Annotated in this window: 15 protein-coding genes and 1 pseudogene; 7 read left to right on the top strand and 9 right to left on the bottom strand. The window is 56.2% G+C overall.

The features are described from left to right. Together AC2FI9_RS04695 and AC2FI9_RS04690 are read right to left on the bottom strand one after the other, a co-directional pair. Positions 1-206: pseudogene (locus AC2FI9_RS04695) on the bottom strand (hypothetical protein); the annotation flags it as partial. A gap of 54 nt (positions 207-260) precedes the next feature. Continuing rightward, complete coding sequence (locus tag AC2FI9_RS04690) at positions 261-974, bottom strand: uroporphyrinogen-III synthase (protein WP_496766087.1); 714 nt, start codon at positions 972-974, stop codon at positions 261-263. A gap of 96 nt (positions 975-1,070) precedes the next feature. Here AC2FI9_RS04690 and tsaD point away from each other — a divergent pair, with 96 nt between their 5' ends. The 4 genes from tsaD to AC2FI9_RS04670 are packed head-to-tail and all read left to right on the top strand — an operon-like array spanning position 1,071 to position 3,820. Further along, positions 1,071-2,168: a tRNA (adenosine(37)-N6)-threonylcarbamoyltransferase complex transferase subunit TsaD gene (gene tsaD / locus AC2FI9_RS04685; protein ID WP_496766085.1), complete on the top strand. Its 1,098-nt coding sequence runs from the start codon at positions 1,071-1,073 to the stop codon at positions 2,166-2,168. Further along, positions 2,165-3,127: an NAD(P)H-dependent glycerol-3-phosphate dehydrogenase gene (locus AC2FI9_RS04680; protein WP_496766083.1), complete on the top strand. Its 963-nt coding sequence runs from the start codon at positions 2,165-2,167 to the stop codon at positions 3,125-3,127. Before tsaD ends, AC2FI9_RS04680 begins: the two co-directional genes overlap by 4 nt. Before the next feature lies 1 nt (position 3,128). Beyond that, positions 3,129-3,398 (top strand): YciI family protein, encoded by a 270-nt coding sequence (locus tag AC2FI9_RS04675; RefSeq protein ID WP_058275177.1) that lies wholly within the window; start codon positions 3,129-3,131, stop codon positions 3,396-3,398. Then, positions 3,398-3,820 (top strand): EVE domain-containing protein, encoded by a 423-nt coding sequence (locus tag AC2FI9_RS04670; protein ID WP_496766081.1) that lies wholly within the window; start codon positions 3,398-3,400, stop codon positions 3,818-3,820. Before AC2FI9_RS04675 ends, AC2FI9_RS04670 begins: the two co-directional genes overlap by 1 nt. 213 nt (positions 3,821-4,033) lie before the next feature. Here the strand turns inward: AC2FI9_RS04670 and AC2FI9_RS04665 are convergent, their stop codons facing one another. Continuing rightward, complete coding sequence (locus AC2FI9_RS04665) at positions 4,034-4,375, bottom strand: DUF2853 family protein (RefSeq protein ID WP_282153670.1); 342 nt, start codon at positions 4,373-4,375, stop codon at positions 4,034-4,036. Positions 4,376-4,573: 198 nt separating this feature from the next. Here AC2FI9_RS04665 and AC2FI9_RS04660 point away from each other — a divergent pair, with 198 nt between their 5' ends. Next, positions 4,574-5,221 (top strand): DUF899 family protein, encoded by a 648-nt coding sequence (locus AC2FI9_RS04660; RefSeq protein WP_496766079.1) that lies wholly within the window; start codon positions 4,574-4,576, stop codon positions 5,219-5,221. 17 nt (positions 5,222-5,238) lie between these two features. On the opposite strand, the gene AC2FI9_RS04655 is transcribed toward AC2FI9_RS04660, so the two are convergent. The 3 genes from AC2FI9_RS04655 to AC2FI9_RS04645 all read right to left on the bottom strand — a co-directional run bounded on the left by AC2FI9_RS04655 (position 5,239) and on the right by AC2FI9_RS04645 (position 7,810). Next, positions 5,239-5,988, bottom strand: coding sequence for an extensin-like domain-containing protein (locus AC2FI9_RS04655; RefSeq protein ID WP_496766077.1), 750 nt, complete (start codon positions 5,986-5,988; stop codon positions 5,239-5,241). A 14-nt stretch (positions 5,989-6,002) separates the two neighbouring features. Beyond that, positions 6,003-7,391 carry an adenosylhomocysteinase gene (gene ahcY / locus AC2FI9_RS04650; RefSeq protein WP_496766075.1) on the bottom strand — a complete coding sequence of 463 codons (1,389 nt, stop codon included), beginning with the start codon at positions 7,389-7,391 and terminating at the stop codon, positions 6,003-6,005. Positions 7,392-7,495: 104 nt separating this feature from the next. Then, positions 7,496-7,810, bottom strand: coding sequence for a hypothetical protein (locus AC2FI9_RS04645; protein WP_496766073.1), 315 nt, complete (start codon positions 7,808-7,810; stop codon positions 7,496-7,498). A gap of 204 nt (positions 7,811-8,014) precedes the next feature. Here AC2FI9_RS04645 and AC2FI9_RS04640 point away from each other — a divergent pair, with 204 nt between their 5' ends. Both AC2FI9_RS04640 and AC2FI9_RS04635 read left to right on the top strand, forming a co-directional pair. Then, on the top strand, positions 8,015-8,608 hold the full coding sequence (locus AC2FI9_RS04640; protein ID WP_496766071.1) for an HD domain-containing protein: 594 nt from the start codon (positions 8,015-8,017) through the stop codon (positions 8,606-8,608). A 230-nt stretch (positions 8,609-8,838) separates the two neighbouring features. Beyond that, a complete protein-coding gene (locus tag AC2FI9_RS04635) occupies positions 8,839-9,396 on the top strand; it encodes a CHAP domain-containing protein (RefSeq protein WP_496766069.1) in 558 nt (185 codons plus the stop codon). A 176-nt stretch (positions 9,397-9,572) separates the two neighbouring features. Here AC2FI9_RS04635 and AC2FI9_RS04630 read toward each other — a convergent pair whose 3' ends face one another. The 3 genes from AC2FI9_RS04630 to AC2FI9_RS04620 form a co-directional block, all read right to left on the bottom strand. Continuing rightward, positions 9,573-9,944 (bottom strand): VOC family protein, encoded by a 372-nt coding sequence (locus AC2FI9_RS04630; RefSeq protein WP_496766067.1) that lies wholly within the window; start codon positions 9,942-9,944, stop codon positions 9,573-9,575. A gap of 267 nt (positions 9,945-10,211) precedes the next feature. Continuing rightward, the gene (locus AC2FI9_RS04625; protein ID WP_496766065.1) at positions 10,212-10,706 is read right to left on the bottom strand and encodes a lysozyme inhibitor LprI family protein; all 495 of its coding nucleotides are present in this window, start codon (positions 10,704-10,706) and stop codon (positions 10,212-10,214) included. A gap of 107 nt (positions 10,707-10,813) precedes the next feature. Further along, entirely contained in the window at positions 10,814-11,368 is a 555-nt protein-coding gene (locus tag AC2FI9_RS04620) for an ActR/PrrA/RegA family redox response regulator transcription factor (RefSeq protein ID WP_058275167.1), read from the bottom strand. Between the last annotated feature and the right edge of the window lie 59 nt (positions 11,369-11,427).

Raw genomic sequence — 11,427 nt, 5'->3', positions numbered from 1 at the left:
GCTTCTGCTTCTGCTTCTGCTTCTGCTTCTGCTTCTGCTTCTGCTTCTGCTTCTGCTTCTGCTTCTGCTTCTGCTTCGGAAAGGGTCTCTTCTAGCGGCTCATCCGCGTCAACGACTGTCTCATCACGCTGCGAGGTGAATTCAACCGTTTCGTCCGACTTGGGGTCTTCCACCGGCTTTTGATCGGTCTTTTTCTTACGAGCCACCGCGACGTTCCCCTTATCGAATCCAATTTCATATGAATAACAGGCCACTCTAAGTTAATCAGTGGTCTCTCCACGCTCAACCCGCATCGCGTGTTTGACAAGCTTTTTCACGGCTTTCCGCATTTTCTTGGGTGTCGGCTCTTTGGCGATCTTTAGGCGCTCATAGTCCAAAGAATAAAGGGGCTCGGCCGTGGCTTCGCTGATGGAAATCAGCCACAAAGGTGCTGTTCCGGTCCAGATTTCGGCAAATTGTCGCGCCGTTCGGGGCGAAAACAGCGGCGCGAGCACAGGTCTGTCACCGGATGCAGCCGCAGCCGCTTCGGATGTCAGCGGTAACAGGCGCTGTTGATAGACAATCTGATCGCGAACTGTCAGCCCCGATTCGGTCAGGCGTCTGGCAACATTTCCCCGCGTATGTTCACCCCTGAGATGCAGCAACGGGCTTTCAGGCCGCTGCTTCAAAAGGTAGGCCACCAGTTCTTCGGCGGTATTGCCCACCATCATTGCATCCCATCCGGCCCCTTTGGCGGTTCCAGTGGTCGCCGGACCAACACAATAGGCGGGCAGATTGGGTTTGACGCCAAGCGAAGCGGCGGCATTGACCGAGTTGGCCGAAGTAAAGATCAATCCGCGAATTCCGTCCGTTTCGACCGCAACCCTCAGGGGTCGGATTTCCAGGATTGGAGAATAGATGACGTCTATCCGTGACCTGACGCGGTCCGAAAGCTGTGCCACAAACCTTTCAGAGGCGGCGCGAGGGCGGGTCATCAACAAATACAATGGCGGGGCCTTCGGCCTTGGGATTGTTTGCGTCCGCGCAGGGTGATACCCCGCTTGAGTGTCATGATGCAACGGATCAGGCCTATGGTGCAAACACTTACCGTTCTTGGATTGGAAAGCAGCTGTGATGACACGGCCGCCGCTGTTGTGCGCCAATCCGATGGTGCGGGTGCCGAGGTTCTGTCGTCTATCGTTCACGGTCAAACCGAGCTGCACAGCGCATTTGGCGGGGTCGTACCCGAAATCGCAGCGCGGGCCCATGCCGAAAAGCTGGACATTTGCGTGGTGCAGGCATTGGAGGTCGCAGGACTGACACTGGCAGATATGGATGCGATCGCCGTCACTGCGGGTCCCGGCCTGATCGGCGGGGTCATGTCTGGCGTCATGTGCGCCAAGGGGCTGAGTGCCGCGACCGGGCTTCCCCTGATCGGCGTAAACCATCTGGCGGGTCATGCGCTGACGCCGCGCCTGACGGATAGTATCGCGTTTCCCTATCTGATGTTGTTGGTTTCAGGCGGGCACTGTCAGTATCTGATCGCGCACGGGCCGGAACAATTTACGCGACTGGGCGGAACAATAGACGATGCCCCCGGCGAGGCGTTCGACAAAACCGCCCGCCTGCTAGGCCTGTCGCAACCCGGCGGTCCTTCTGTGGAGACTGAAGCACGTTCTGGCGATCCCAAGCGTTTCCGGTTTCCCCGACCTCTGCTGGATCGGCCGGGATGTGACCTCTCCTTTTCGGGGCTGAAAACCGCGTTGATGCGGATGCGGGATCAGATTGTTGCCGAAAAGGGCGGTCTGACCCGTCAGGACCGCGCCGATTTGTGCGCCGGGTTCCAACAAGCCATCGTCGATACTCTGGCCGAGAAAACCCGCCGCGCGATTGACAGGTATCTTGAGGAAAACCCTACAGACCCGGTTATTGCCGTCGCAGGTGGTGTGGCCGCCAATACCGCCATTCGGTCTGCATTAGAGACTGTTTGTGCAGAAAAAGGCGCGCGCTTTACCGCACCGCCGCTCAACCTGTGCACCGACAATGCCGCCATGATCGCCTATGCCGGGATGGAACGGTTTCGCCTGGGCGCACGCGATGGGCTGGACCTGACGGCCCGTCCACGCTGGCCGCTGGATAAAACCAGCCCCGCGATGCTGGGCGGCGGCAAGAAAGGCGCCAAGGCATGAGCGTTTCCGTTCTGGGATCTGGCGCATTCGGCACGAGCCTGGCCATTTCACTGGCCGGGAACGGGCCGGTTACGCTGTGGTCTCGAGATCAGGATCAGGCCCAGCATATGCAAACAGAACGTGAAAACACTCAGCGTTTGCCTGGCGTGTCTTTGCCTGCTGATATCACGGTGACATCGAACATCGATCAGGCGACCAAGGCTGATGTTCTGCTGATAGCTGTCCCCATGCAAAAAATGCGCGATGCCTTGCAAGCGCAGGCCTCTGATCTGGCCGGAAAAACCTTGGTGGCGTGCTGCAAGGGTATCGAGCTATCGTCCGGGCTTGGGCCGATTTCAGTGATCCAGCAAACGATCCCGGATGCGCGACCCGCCCTGCTGACCGGGCCCAGCTTTGCCGACGACATTGCACGCGGGTTGCCAACGGCGCTAACCTTGGCCTGCGCAGATGACTCGCTGAGTCTGACGCTGCAACACGACCTGACCACTGCCAACCTGCGCCTTTATCGAACCACCGACATGATTGGGGCGGAACTTGGCGGCGCCTTGAAGAACGTAATGGCCATCGGATGCGGCGCTGCAATCGGGGCCGGGTTGGGCGACAGCGCACGCGCCGCTTTAATGACACGCGGGTTTGCAGAAATGCAGCGCTTTGCGCTGATGCGCGGGGCGCGACCTGACACTCTGATGGGATTGTCTGGATTGGGGGATCTGGTCCTGACTTGTTCGTCCGAACTGTCCCGAAACTATCGCTTTGGCCTATCATTAGGTCGGAATATCCAGTTCGACACCCACACCACTGTTGAAGGGGTCGCCACAGCGCGGGCCATGACGAAAATTGCCGCCGCCGAAGGGCTGGACATGCCAATCAGTACAACGGTGGCAGACCTTAGCAGTGGCGCTTACAGTGTGACCGAAGCTATCCGAGCCCTGCTCAACCGACCCCTGAAGGAGGAATAATATGCTGATCGCTCTCATCGCCCGTGACAAGGACGGCGCGCTGCAAACCCGGCTGGACAATCGCGCTGCCCACCTGGCCTATATTGAGGAAACGGGTGTCGTTGCGCAGGCGGGTCCGCTGCTGGACGGCGACGCAATGATCGGCTCGTTGATCATTCTGGAGGTCGAAGACATGGCCGCCGCGCAAAATTGGGCGGACAACGATCCTTATGCAAAAGCCGGGTTGTTCCAATCGGTTGACCTGATTGCGTGGAAAAAGGTCATAGGCTGATGGCGTACTGGCTGTTCAAATCCGAACCATCGACCTGGGGTTGGGACCAGCAGGTTGCAAAAGGGGATGCGGGCGAAGAATGGGACGGCGTGCGCAACTATCAGGCGCGCAATTTCATGCGTCAGATGGCAGTTGGCGATCGCGGGTTTTTTTACCACTCGCAAAAGGAAAAGGCGATTGTTGGTATTGTCGAGGTCTGCGCCGAGGCGCATCCCGATAGCACCACGGATGATGAGCGTTGGGAATGCGTGGACATCAAGGCCGTGCGCCCGTTTGCAACCCCCGTCACGCTGGATCAGATCAAGGCCGACGAACGTTTGGCGGAAATGGTGCTGGTCAAAAACTCTCGCCTGTCCGTTCAGCCGGTCAGCGATGCGGAATGGCAGGTGATCTGCGATCTGGGCGGCACGCAGGCCACTTGATACCAAATTAAAGGGAAGGCCCTGACAGATGCAGAACCTTCCCTACCCCGCGTGCTCCCGACTCACCACACGCGTATGGAAATTTTGGCTCTGACCGTCCTGGTCACATGCTGACACTAGCCGATCCTTGCGGCGCAGTTCAAACCGCAAGTACCTAAAATTGGAAACGCCCGCCAGGGATCTGACGGGCGCTGCAAAAAAAGTATAGCGGGATCAGCCGTAAACAGCCTCTTTGCCGAAATGCTTTGTCAGCATGTAATACACGACGGCGCGGTATTTGTTGCGCTCGGACATACCATAGGTCTCAAGGGCCTTGTTGATCGCTTCCATCAGTTCCGGTCCGTCCGACAGGCCCAGCTTTTTGATGAGGAAGTTGTTCTTGACCGTTTCCAACTCACCTTCCTGAGTTGCCGCGACTGTCGATGCGTCGGCGTCATAAATTGCAGGGCCACAGCCGATTGTGACTTTGGTCAGCAGATCCATATCTGCGTCCATACCGCATTTGGACTTCAGGTCCTCGGCATATTTAGCGATCAGGTCGTCGCGTTTTCCCATGGTTATCTCCCGGTTGAAACTCGTTTTTGGCCTTACCAGCGCCGCAGACACGGTAACGGGAGCGGGAATTTGCACAAAGGGAAAAATTAGCGGCATTCCCCCTAAACCCTGCCGGTTTGATCTGAGGCTTGATTTTGATGGCCCTTTATTTAACAATAAAGTTAAATACAATGCTCGTTCCGGAACCAGGAGGTAACAATGCCCGTGTCGCTACCCAACGAAACTTCGCAATACAGAACCGCACGAAACACCTTGCTGTCGGCTGAGGCTGAATTGCGGGCTCAGATTGAAAATGTTGCAAAGCTGCGTCGTAGTTTGCCCAAAGGCGGGGCAATTCCGCGGGACTATGCCTTTCGATCAGACCGGGGTGCGCCGACACCGTTGTCGTCCCTGTTCGGATCACATGACACCTTGGCTATATACTCGCTTATGTACGGGCCGGATGCAGAGGCACCTTGCCCGATGTGTTCTGCCTTCCTGGACGGGTTGAATGGGCAGATCGCCCATATATCGCAGAAAATCGCCTTTGCGGTCGTGGCGCAAAACACCTGTGAAAGGCTGGCAGCGCTGAAAGCGGATATGTCGTGGGATGATCTACCGCTTTATTCTGCATTGGGCACAGACTATCAGCGCGACTATCTGGCTGAGGCCGAGGATGGAAGCCAACTGCCGATCCTGAACATCTTTCAGCGCGATGCGGACGGCATAAGCCATTTCTGGAGTTCTGAGCTGTTCTTCGAGCCCAGTGACTGGCATCCGCGGCACGTGGATGCGGCGTGGCCGCTGTGGAACATTCTGGACTTCACACCACAAGGACGCGGAGATTTCTTTCCGTCCCTGCGTTAAATACCCGCCAAGATAACCTATCGGCAATAACCCCATCCGGGACCCTGTAGATGAAAGTGGTCCGCGTGCAAGCGATTGAAATCAGGACCCAATACCACACGAAACCAATCACATGCGCCGCGCCAGATCTGGTGCAGAAATTGACCTTCAGGTCCTTCGTCGCCCCAATCGGATAGCAATGTCAGACTGCGCCCATCCGCGAATTGCAAACCAACAATATCAATGGAATCCGCCTTGGCATGGCTACTCCAACCACTGCTCTGACCCTGAGCGGTACGCATCTGGCGGCAATTGTAACTGCCCACATGCCGCAAGCGACTGACCTGCGTGCCCAAAAGATCTCTCGCAGCGGGTTGAATTATATGATGTTCCCACATGGCCAGCCGCAGAGTGGTCGCGCAACTGGTTTCGACCGCATTTACATCCGCTGTCACCAGCGCAGACAACAGGCCGCGCCCGGTGATGCCGCAATTCTCATCCACGACCAGATCATCCATCGCCTCAAAGTTCGCGCCGGCGTCGGCCAAGGCGGCGCGGCACTGTACTTCGTTCGCTAGCGCGCGATTAAGCTGAAACCGGGTGATTGGCGTGACTGGCGCGGTGACTTTCAGCTCTCGCAGGGGGTTCCAATGCGTTGGCACGGGTGTTTCCGGGTGCGCCAGCAACCACCATCCGCCCCCTCCGAACAGGATGGCGACAACGGCGATACTGAAAACAAAAGACGCCGCCGATAACAGGAATCGGCGGCGTCCGGAGTGTTTGCTCATGCGTTTTTTCGCACTCAATAACGGTAATGTTCCGGCTTGTAGGGGCCTTCGGGCTTCACGCCAATGTAAGACGCCTGCTCGTTGTCCATCTGGGTCAGCTTGACGCCGATGCGATCCAGATGCAAACGCGCGACCTTCTCATCCAGATGCTTGGGCAGGATGTAGACGTCGTTGTTATACTGGTCGCCCTTGGTGAACAGCTCGATCTGCGCCAGAACCTGGTTGGTGAACGAGGCCGACATCACGAAAGATGGGTGACCGGTCGCATTCCCAAGGTTCAGCAGACGGCCTTCGGACAGAAGGATGATGCGATTGCCCGAGGGCAGTTCGATCATGTCCACCTGTTCCTTGATGTTGGTCCATTTGTGGTTCTTCAGGCTGGCCACCTGAATTTCGTTGTCAAAGTGGCCGATGTTGCCGACGATGGCCATGTCCTTCATCTCGCGCATATGCTCGATGCGGATCACGTCCTTATTGCCGGTTGTGGTGATGAAGATGTCGGCCGATGCGACTTCGTCTTCCAGCAGCGTGACTTCGAAACCGTCCATCGCGGCCTGCAGGGCACAGATCGGGTCAACTTCGGTCACTTTCACACGGGCACCAGCACCGCGCAGCGACGCGGCTGAGCCTTTGCCAACGTCACCGTAACCGCAAACCACGGCAACCTTGCCGGCCATCATAGTGTCAGTGGCGCGGCGGATGCCGTCAACCAGCGATTCCTTGCAGCCGTATTTGTTGTCAAACTTCGACTTGGTGACGCTATCGTTCACATTGATCGCCGGGAACGGCAGTTGGCCGTCTTTCACCAGTTGATACAGGCGGTTCACACCGGTGGTGGTTTCCTCAGACACGCCCTGAATCTGGTCGCGCATCTTGGTGAACCAGCCCGGGGATGCTGCCATGCGTTTGGCGATCTGCGCTTTGATGACTTCTTCTTCTTCGGACGTCGGAACAGCAATGATGTCCTCACCCGCTTCGGCACGTGCGCCCAGCAGAATGTACAATGTCGCGTCGCCGCCATCGTCCAGGATCATGTTTGGGCCTTCGTCGAACAGGAAGGATTTGTCCAGATAATCCCAGTGCTCTTCAAGCGTCTGGCCTTTGATAGCGAATACAGGAATGCCAGCCTCTGCAATTGCAGCCGCCGCATGGTCCTGGGTCGAGAAGATGTTGCACGATGCCCAGCGCACGTCCGCGCCCAGCGCGACCAGAGTTTCGATCAGAACAGCCGTCTGGATGGTCATGTGCAGCGAACCGACGATACGGGCACCCGCCAGAGGTTTGCTTTCGCCATATTCTGAACGCAGGGACATCAGGCCCGGCATCTCGGTTTCGGCAATGTCCAGCTCTTTGCGGCCAAACCCAGCCAATGAAATGTCTTTAACGATATAGTCCCCGGCCATCAGGTGCTCCATTTCCGGTAAATCATAGTCCGGGCAGCCCCTAGCATTCCTTGGGGCAGGTGGCAACGCAAATGGCCGGAAAGGGGATAAACCGTCCGTCTAAATCAACTTGGTTCACCCTTTAGTTCTATCTTTGGTATCGCTTCAAAAAAATCTGTGCCAACGGCGACAATACAACTAATGCCGTTCGCCTGGGTCACCAGAACCGTATAGCTTCCGGTTGTCTTCGAGGTCCAAACCTCCATAACTGCCCGCGCGCCGCGTGTTTTCTGCAGTCCGCCAAAGACCAGCTCTTCTGAATAGCTGCTTTGCAGTTTGGCGATCACATCCGCGCGTTGTGCGCAGCTTTTGGCGAAAGCAGGCGGCGCTGTGGCGGCCATGCCGAAGGTCAGGGTTATTGCGAATAAACGTTTGAACATAACATGCTCCTTTCGATACGCGTTTCGGTTCGAGAGGGGCACAACTGAAAGGAGTACGCCCCCCTCAGTCCATATGTCGGGATCAATACGTGCAGGTTCAAAGCACGAAAGCTCAAGAATTTGTTGGCAGCCTGTGATCCAGACAGGTACATCATAGCACAAAAGCGCGAAGTTAACGTGTCCTAGTTCACAAGGCATGGCAGAATGGCAACACAACCCAGAGCATGGCAGCGAATGCTTTCCGGCCGCAGGCTGGATTTGCTGGATCCGACGCCCGTGGATATCGAGATTGAAGATATCGCGCACGGTCTGGCCTTTGTGGCGCGCTGGAACGGGCAAACCGCTGGCGATTATGCCTATTCCGTGGCCGAGCACTCCCTTCTGGTTGAAGAGCTTTTCGGCCGGATTGCACCCAAAGCGCCCGTGAAGTGGCGATTGGCCGCGCTGTTACACGATGCGCCGGAATATGTGATCGGAGACATGATCTCACCCGTCAAATCCGCCGTTGGCCCGGATTACGGTGCGCTGGATGACCGTCTGGCGGCGGCGATTCATATCCGGTTCGGATTACCCGCCGAGGTGCCGAAAACGGTGAAACGGCAGATCAAGAAGGCCGACAAGATCAGCGCATGGATGGAAGCGACCCAGATTTCCGGGTTTTCCGAGGATGAGGCGACAAAGTTCTTTGGTCGGCCCGATCAGACCGTGATGGAGGGCTTGCAAATAACGCTCAGACCTCCGGTTGAGGTTCGAGAAGCGTTTATGGCGCGGCATGAGGCGTTGATATCCTCGCTATAAAATACCGGTCTCATCCACTGTCGGTTCTCATCCCAAGGGAAAAGCCTGCGCAAGCCTGTACTCAACCTGCAGGATATGGGTACAGTTAAAAGCTCAACCAGTGTTTCAATCATGTAACAGAGAACCGGCAAAATCTTGCCGCGTATTGGCAGGCCTCTTTTCACAACCCATCGGATCACCCTAAAACATGCTTGTCTTCGAACGGGCAGTGAAGCTTCTTGAACAACGACATGCGCAATACGAATACGACCTGGCCGCGCTTGTCCGGCAAAACCCGAACCGCGCTTGCGGTTGGGCTCTTTAGTCTGATTTCTGCCTGCTCGCACAACCCAACCGATGTGGAACTTGATCCGGAACGTCAGTCAATGGCGTTGCGAGAGGTCTCTCAAAAACAGGCGCGGGGGCAAAGAGTATGGTGTGTTCCCTACGCACGCAGCCTCAGCGGTATCGAAATTCGCGGCAACGCAAAGGATTGGTGGGGCAAGGCGCGCAGTTCTTTTGGCCGCGGCAATGAGCCGGTCGTGGGTGCGGTGATGTCGTTTCGGGCAACCCGCGGGATGCCGCTTGGCCATGTGGCTGTCGTGTCAGATGTTGTTACCGATCGGGAAGTCATCGTGAACCACGCCAACTGGCATCGCAACAAGGTGTCCCTGAAAATGGGCGTCAAAGACGTATCCAAGCACAATGACTGGACCTTGGTTCGGGTCGAAAGCCTTCCGGGTCAATATGGCAGTTTGTACCCCGTGAACGGGTTCATTTATCCGGACTCTGGCAATCCACCTAAATGAGAGTCCTCTGAACGGTTTACCGCTCAGATCCACCCAAGTTCATTGCGTGCTATCGCGGTTTGCGGTTCGCCAAATTCCGCGTCAGGGTCATAAGGAAAAGGTGCCAATCGAGTACGCCCGCCTGTTCAGGTAAGGCGGGCGCTTATGGATCGGCATGAGGTTCTGCTGAACCAGCTTTAACCGAAGACGTAGAAACACAGCTTGTTGCCGTCCAGATCGCGAGCATAAGCACCGTAGAACCGATCAGGGACGCGCTGGCCGGGTTCTCCTTCATCTGTAGCTCCCAAGCTTATTGCCTTTTCGTACAGCGCTTTGGCCTCATCCTTGGAGTCTGCTGCAAAAGCAACCATTCCACCGTTGCCGGTCTCGCAGGCTTCGCCATCGTAGGGTGTGCAAACGGCGAGCATCGGAGCTAACGGGTCATTTCCGATGAAGGCGATGCGACCAGCGTCGATCACAACTTTTGCGCCCTTGTCGGCAAACAGTGTCGTATAAAAACTTTTAGCGCGCTCCAAATCCGAAACGCCGATGGTCACATAGCCGATCATTGATTTACTCCATTGTGACGAAAGATGAATTCCCTGCCCGAACCTCGGGCAAAGTGGAACTGGTATCAAGTCACTAAACCGTCAGGACCGGCGCAATATTGCAGACTTTTCCTAGGCCATGGCATTCAAGGTATTTGGGCGGCCGGACAAGGCGGTGATGAAGGGCTTGGGGATCACGTTGCGCCCACCGACAGAGGTGCGGCGGGCGTATACGAAGCGATATGGGGAGTTGTTAGCGCTTCTTTAGGGGACATTATTATGTTTAAATCAGTCTAGATAGCTACCAATTTCATTTTGCAGATCGGCAACTCTACGAACCGTCATACGCCCCAAGCAATTAACGACCGCAGTATCGTATCCCCTGTAAATCGCACCATACAGAACATTTAACTCACAGGTCGTGTCCCGGACCTCCAACCACGCACGCTGGGAGTTTCGCAGCAATTCTTCTTGGCCGGTATACGCAGTATCATCAAGTTCACGCTCAATGATCTTCGTCTTTAACAGAACCAATTGGTAGAATTCATTCAGCACCAAGTCAGCTTGCTCGGAAAGGGCGCGAGCGCAACTTGCTCGGTGAGCTTGAAAGTGAAGGTCATAACCCTCGGCAGCGTACATGCATTCATCGAACTGGGCTTCCGCACATTGTTCAAGTTCTTCGTAAGAACACGAACCCAAGTGTATGTAGTCTTCAGCTTCGAATGCTTGCGCTGCGCCAAAACCGCCTAAAGAAAAGACCACCGATAGCATCAACTTTTTCATTAAATCGCCTTTTGCCTGTTTTGCAGACGCAATTGAAGAACCAATGCGGCAAAAGAGAGGCAAAGCCCATTTGGTCCGTATCAAACACCCGGAGTGAAACTAAGCTTTTACCGCGGACTGCGCTTCGCCAATATCCGCTGCAATGTCCGACGGTGCATGTTCAGGCGCCGTGCGGTCTCGGAAACGTTCCGGTCGCACAGCTCATAGACCCGCTGGATATGCTCCCAACGGACGCGGTCCGCACTCATGGGATTTTCTGGTGGTGGGGGCAGTTCGTCGCCCTTGGCCAGCAGCGCATTGGTGATGTCGGTGGCGTCGGCGGGTTTCGACAGGTAATCCGTGGCGCCGATCTTGACCGCAGCAACGGCGGTGGCAATCGCACCGTATCCGGTCAGGACCACAACCCGGCTGTCGGGGCGCTTTTCGCGCAAAACTTCGACCACATCCAGACCGTTGCCATCTTCGAGACGCAGGTCAACGACCGCGTAGGCGGGCGGGCGGGCGGTGGAAATGGCGCGGCCTGCGGCGACGGAACCTGCGGTTTCAACCTCGAACCCGCGTTTTTCCATCGCTTTTGCCAGACGTCTCAGAAACGGTTCGTCATCGTCCACCAAAAGCAGCGTTTTATCGGGGCCGATGTCGAGGTCAGAGCTGTCCGCCATATTCTGTTCTTTCCGCTATTTCACGCCTTTGGCTTAACCATGAGTAATAGCAGCGCCAT

This window comes from Ruegeria sp. CDSA246 (assembly GCF_059611225.1).
This window is presented reverse-complemented; position numbering and strand designations above follow the sequence as displayed.

Excerpts from the sequence above, each read along its gene's own strand:
- AC2FI9_RS04655 (WP_496766077.1), bottom strand. The coding sequence starts at position 5,988 with ATGAGCAAACACTCCGGACGCCGCCGATTCCTGTTATCGGCGGCGTCT.
- ahcY (WP_496766075.1), bottom strand. The coding sequence starts at position 7,391 with ATGGCCGGGGACTATATCGTTAAAGACATTTCATTGGCTGGGTTTGGC.
- tsaD (WP_496766085.1), top strand. The coding sequence starts at position 1,071 with ATGGTGCAAACACTTACCGTTCTTGGATTGGAAAGCAGCTGTGATGAC.
- AC2FI9_RS04690 (WP_496766087.1), bottom strand. The coding sequence starts at position 974 with ATGACCCGCCCTCGCGCCGCCTCTGAAAGGTTTGTGGCACAGCTTTCG.
- AC2FI9_RS04630 (WP_496766067.1), bottom strand. The coding sequence starts at position 9,944 with ATGATCGGCTATGTGACCATCGGCGTTTCGGATTTGGAGCGCGCTAAA.
- AC2FI9_RS04670 (WP_496766081.1), top strand. The coding sequence starts at position 3,398 with ATGGCGTACTGGCTGTTCAAATCCGAACCATCGACCTGGGGTTGGGAC.
- AC2FI9_RS04665 (WP_282153670.1), bottom strand. The coding sequence starts at position 4,375 with ATGGGAAAACGCGACGACCTGATCGCTAAATATGCCGAGGACCTGAAG.
- AC2FI9_RS04620 (WP_058275167.1), bottom strand. The coding sequence starts at position 11,368 with ATGGCGGACAGCTCTGACCTCGACATCGGCCCCGATAAAACGCTGCTT.
- AC2FI9_RS04645 (WP_496766073.1), bottom strand. The coding sequence starts at position 7,810 with ATGTTCAAACGTTTATTCGCAATAACCCTGACCTTCGGCATGGCCGCC.
- AC2FI9_RS04660 (WP_496766079.1), top strand. The coding sequence starts at position 4,574 with ATGCCCGTGTCGCTACCCAACGAAACTTCGCAATACAGAACCGCACGA.
- AC2FI9_RS04640 (WP_496766071.1), top strand. The coding sequence starts at position 8,015 with ATGGCAACACAACCCAGAGCATGGCAGCGAATGCTTTCCGGCCGCAGG.
- AC2FI9_RS04675 (WP_058275177.1), top strand. The coding sequence starts at position 3,129 with ATGCTGATCGCTCTCATCGCCCGTGACAAGGACGGCGCGCTGCAAACC.
- AC2FI9_RS04680 (WP_496766083.1), top strand. The coding sequence starts at position 2,165 with ATGAGCGTTTCCGTTCTGGGATCTGGCGCATTCGGCACGAGCCTGGCC.
- AC2FI9_RS04635 (WP_496766069.1), top strand. The coding sequence starts at position 8,839 with ATGCGCAATACGAATACGACCTGGCCGCGCTTGTCCGGCAAAACCCGA.
- AC2FI9_RS04625 (WP_496766065.1), bottom strand. The coding sequence starts at position 10,706 with ATGAAAAAGTTGATGCTATCGGTGGTCTTTTCTTTAGGCGGTTTTGGC.